The following is a 4230-nucleotide window of genomic DNA, read 5'->3' as shown; positions in this document are numbered from 1 at the left end:
GTGGATGCTTCGGATGCGCCGCATGGGCTCGTGCCCATGCAAGCAGCCGGGGCGTCCAATCGCCCGATTTCACTCCAACCCTTCGGGCAAGTGCCTTGCCGGGCGGTCTGCGGCGTTGCGGCGCTTGTTGATAGCCAAGCTATCAACTGCACCCCGCGCCTTGCATCCCATCCCGGCAAGGTACTCGTGCGACCCTGAAAAGATCTTGAACAGGTTCTTAGCCCAGCGCCAGACTGTCCGCATCGAACGACGGTGGTCGCAAAAGGTCCTCGTCGATGCCCATCACTTTGCTGGCGCGCTCCAGGGCCTGCCACAGGGGCGCAGGCATCTGCAGTATTTCTTCGGGAGAGGCTGACTGCGCAATCCAGGCGCTGATGTCAACGTGCTGCTCGGCGGTGAGCAAGTCCAGGTGCAGCATTTCGTCAATGGTCTTCATCGGTAGTCTATCGGTAGCGGGTCTAGGAGGCTGTCGGACTTGGAAATCGTCGGCTGCAAATCGACCGCAGCGGTCCATTTTTTACCGTCTTTTTGCCCCATAGCCGGGCTATGGGGCTGCAAATCCGGCAAAAACTGTCCTCGCTGGGGCCGATTTTCGCTTTCGACGCTCCAAGTCCGACAGCCTCCTAGCTCGCGAATGCCCTGCTGGCGCTGGGGAGTGGAAGCCCAAGGCTACCTGACAACCATCAACATGCGGCCGAGAGCGCCCATATCAACCGGGGCACGCCGAGCCCCCGGCGCTCGGGAAACGCGACCATCCAGCCCTGATCATGGAAGAACCTGGCCAGAGCCGGTCTGGTCGCCGTGGTGGTGAACCTGGCAGCGCCATTGCCCATGGCCATGCAAAGCCGAACCGCTACTCCCCGCGCCCCCGCACCTGCGCCCTGAACCCCCAGTTGTTCTCCAACCCCACATTCACCGCCTTCCCGCCGTCCTCGAATTTCAGCGTGACCCCGGTGACCTCGCCATCCGCCACCGAGCGCGAGATGAGCTGAAAGGTCTGCGCATCAAGCCAGTGGCCCTTGATGGCGATGACCGCATTGGGTCCCTGCTGCGCGGTGCGGTACTTCCCGTCCAGGCCCAGCGGGCCGGCAACCGGCTCGCGCGGCAAATCGGGGCGGCTGCTGTCGAACATGACCTCATAGCGCGGGTTGGCGGGCGTGAGATCCAGCACCAAGCGCTGGATGCCCATGCCGTTGCGCTCCAGCAGCCAAGCCTTGCGCGAGACGGTGGCGGCCAGTTCGGGCGTGGTGGTGGGGATGGCGCTGGGCTTTTCCACCCCGGCGTCGCGGATACGGGAGGCCAGATGGTCCTGCCCGGCAGCGTCGGCAGGCAGGGGCTCGCGCGAGCGCACTGCGGCGGTGATCTGGTCGATGAACAGGGGCAGCGGGTAGTGGCGCCGGCCGGTCACGGCGACAACCACATCGAGGTCGGGCAGCACCACGATGAGCTGGCGGTTGAAGCCGGCCGTGAAGTACGCGCGCCTGGAAGGGATGCTCCACCAACCGTTGGCGTACTTGAAGGAGGGCGCCCCGTTGCTGGAGCCAAAACCCATGTCCACCACGGGATTGAAGACCTGCTCCACCCAGGCGGCGGGCAGCAGCTGACGGCCGTTCCACTGGCCCATGCGCAGGTAGAGGTATCCGATGCGCGCCATGTCGCGCGGGTGCAGGTACAAGCCCCAGCCGCCGACCTCCAGGCCCTGCGGGTCCTTGCGCCAGCGGACGTCGGTGATGCCCAGGGGGCCGAACAGGCGTTTTTGCGCATAGGCCAGGGTGCTGCCGCCGGTCTTGAGCGCCAGGATGGCCGAGAGCAGGTGGGTGTTGCCACTGTTGTAGTTGAAGCCCGTGCCAGGCGCCTGGGCCATGGGCCGGTCGAGCACAAAGCCCTGCCAGTCGCGCGTGCGGGTCAGCTGCAGCATGGTCTCGGGCACAGCGTCGCTGAGCGACTCGATCCAGTTCAGGCCCGAGGTCATGTCCAGCAGGTGGCCCACAGTCATGGCCTTCTTGGAGGCATCGGCGTTGGCGACCTTGCGGTCAGCAAAGAAGTCGAGCACAGGCGCATCGCGCGAGGCGATCAGCCCGTCCTGGATGGCCATGCCAGTGAGCGTGGCGACGACACCCTTGGTGGTGGAGTTGACGGCATGCTTGAGCCCCTCGCGGTACGGGGCATAGAAGGCCTCGGCCACCAGGCTGCCGTGTCGGGTGACGAGCAGGCTGTCCATGCCCTGCGCTGCGCCAAAGTCGACGAGCTTGGCCAGCGCTGCAGAGTCCATGCCCTGCGCCTCGGGCGTGCTTTCTGCCCAGTCGTCAGCAGGCCAGATAGCGGCGAGAGGGGCTTCGGCAGCCGATGCAGCGGGGGATGCGGCAGGTGATGCGGGGGCCGCTGCATCCTGCGCTCCCGCTGGGGTAAAAGGCACCGCCGCGCTGGCCAGCAGTACGGCCGTGGCCTGCCTGCGGTTGATCCATGTCGCGGAGACTTTCTCTCCCGCGTTGCCGTCTCTGTGCATGGCCATCGTCAGTACCCTCAGTGCATGTTGTGCAGAAATCATATGCGCCCATGGGCCCGTACTGCACATCGTCCGCATCCAAGGCAAACCCAAGAGCTGGAAGCAACCGCTCTCGGCCGCGAGCCGCGGAATTTATGCCCTGCGGGGCGATACGGTTTGGGGCTGTCGAGTACGCAGGCGCGGGCGATACCATTGCAGGTTGTGCTCCCCCAAAAAATCGACTCCCACGTTCTGCCATGACCCACGCTACCGAATTCGCGCCCGGCCTTGTTGTCCAGGGCATTGAAGCCCCCCTGTCCCTGTCGAGCTACAAGCTCATCGCGTTTGACATGGACTCCACCCTCATCAACATCGAGTGCGTGGACGAAATCGCCGACGCCGCAGGCCGCAAGGCCGAGGTGGCCGCCATCACCGAAGCGGCCATGCAAGGCGTGATCACCGACTACAAGGAAAGCCTGCGCCAGCGCGTGGCCCTGCTCAAGGGCGTGACGGTGCAGCACATGGAACAGGTGTTCACCGAGCGCCTGCGCTTTAACCCAGGCGCCAAGGAGCTGATCACCGCCGCCAAGGCTGCAGGCCTGACGACGCTGCTGGTCTCTGGCGGTTTCACCTTTTTTGCCGACCGCGTGAAGGCCGGGCTGGGCATTGATTTCGCCCGCTCCAACATGCTCGGAGTGCAAGATGACCAACTCACCGGCCGCATGGTGGACCAGGCCTGGGGCGACATCTGTGATGGCGCCGAAAAGCGCCGCACGCTGCTGGAAGTGGCTTCGCTCATGGGCATCTCGCCCCAGCAGGCGATTGCGGTGGGCGACGGCGCCAATGACCTGCCCATGATGGGCGCGGCGGGCCTGTCGGTGGCCTACCACGCCAAGCCCGCCGTGCGCGCGCAGGCCAAGGTGGCCATCAACCAGGGCGGGCTGGACCGGCTGCTGGAAGTGCTGCGCTGATTCGCGACACCACAGCCCCGCCATGCTGAAGGCCCTTGCCACCCGTGCCGCGCAGTCCTTGCGCAAAAGCTGGAAGCAGCACCTGGCCACCCTCGCGCTCGCCTGGGTCGCCATCGTGGCGGTAGACACCTGGCGCACGCGCGACCTGCCCCAGGGCCCTGCGCCCGATGTGGCGCTGGTGATGGCCCCCAGCGCTGGCGCCACCGCCCCCACCACCCTGGCCCAGTGGCGCGCCCAGCACCCCGGTCAGGCCGTGGCCGTGCACTTCTGGGCCGAATGGTGTTCCATCTGCAAGCTGGAAGAGCCCAGCATCGCCAGCCTGTCCGCCGACTGGCCGGTGCTGGGTGTGGCCATGCAGTCGGGCAACGCCGAAAAGGTGGCCCAGGTGCAGCGCCAGCGCAGCATGGTCTGGCCTACGGCGGTGGACCCGCAGGGCACCCTGTCACGCAGCTGGGGCGTGCGCGCCGTGCCCGCGCTGTTGGTCATCGACGCGCACGGCCAAGTGCGGTTCGCCACCTCGGGCTACACACCCGAATGGGCCATGCGCCTGCGGCTGTGGTGGGCGCAGACCGTGCCGCAGTGGAGTGCAATGCTTCCAAAATGATAGCATCTAGCGCTTGATGGACAAGCGCTGGAGGCCATTTTCAGGCTCTTCTAGCGAATGCTAGTGATGCCTCTTTAATCGCGCCCCATGGCCCTCATCTTTAAGGTACGACGCTCTTGCGTCTGCCCCAGGAGAAGGCCATGCGACAGCAACAGATGACGCGCTTGATC

Annotated in this window: 4 protein-coding genes; 2 read left to right on the top strand and 2 right to left on the bottom strand. The window is 65.6% G+C overall.

Annotation, left to right across the window (positions count from 1 at the left end; genetic code table 11):
- Positions 1-217: 217 nt before the first annotated feature.
- Both NFX52_RS29340 and NFX52_RS29335 read right to left on the bottom strand, forming a co-directional pair.
- The gene (locus NFX52_RS29340; protein ID WP_055400951.1) at positions 218-436 is read right to left on the bottom strand and encodes a hypothetical protein; all 219 of its coding nucleotides are present in this window, start codon (positions 434-436) and stop codon (positions 218-220) included.
- 417 nt (positions 437-853) lie between these two features.
- Positions 854-2512: a serine hydrolase domain-containing protein gene (locus tag NFX52_RS29335; protein WP_252635964.1), complete on the bottom strand. Its 1659-nt coding sequence runs from the start codon at positions 2510-2512 to the stop codon at positions 854-856.
- Positions 2513-2742: 230 nt separating this feature from the next.
- Here NFX52_RS29335 and serB point away from each other — a divergent pair, with 230 nt between their 5' ends.
- Both serB and NFX52_RS29325 read left to right on the top strand, forming a co-directional pair.
- Positions 2743-3456 (top strand): phosphoserine phosphatase SerB, encoded by a 714-nt coding sequence (serB, locus tag NFX52_RS29330; protein ID WP_055400947.1) that lies wholly within the window; start codon positions 2743-2745, stop codon positions 3454-3456.
- A 22-nt stretch (positions 3457-3478) separates the two neighbouring features.
- Positions 3479-4060 (top strand): redoxin domain-containing protein, encoded by a 582-nt coding sequence (locus NFX52_RS29325; protein WP_252635963.1) that lies wholly within the window; start codon positions 3479-3481, stop codon positions 4058-4060.
- Positions 4061-4230 lie beyond the last annotated feature (170 nt).

This window comes from Acidovorax facilis, from assembly GCF_023913775.1.
In the GTDB taxonomy this organism is placed as follows: Bacteria; Pseudomonadota; Gammaproteobacteria; order Burkholderiales; family Burkholderiaceae_C; genus Acidovorax; species Acidovorax facilis.
The sequence above is the reverse complement of the archived record's forward strand: the minus strand, read 5'-3'. Positions and strand labels throughout refer to the sequence as shown.

Excerpts from the sequence above, each read along its gene's own strand:
- serB (WP_055400947.1), top strand. The coding sequence starts at position 2,743 with ATGACCCACGCTACCGAATTCGCGCCCGGCCTTGTTGTCCAGGGCATT.
- NFX52_RS29335 (WP_252635964.1), bottom strand. The coding sequence starts at position 2,512 with ATGGCCATGCACAGAGACGGCAACGCGGGAGAGAAAGTCTCCGCGACA.
- NFX52_RS29325 (WP_252635963.1), top strand. The coding sequence starts at position 3,479 with ATGCTGAAGGCCCTTGCCACCCGTGCCGCGCAGTCCTTGCGCAAAAGC.
- NFX52_RS29340 (WP_055400951.1), bottom strand. The coding sequence starts at position 436 with ATGAAGACCATTGACGAAATGCTGCACCTGGACTTGCTCACCGCCGAG.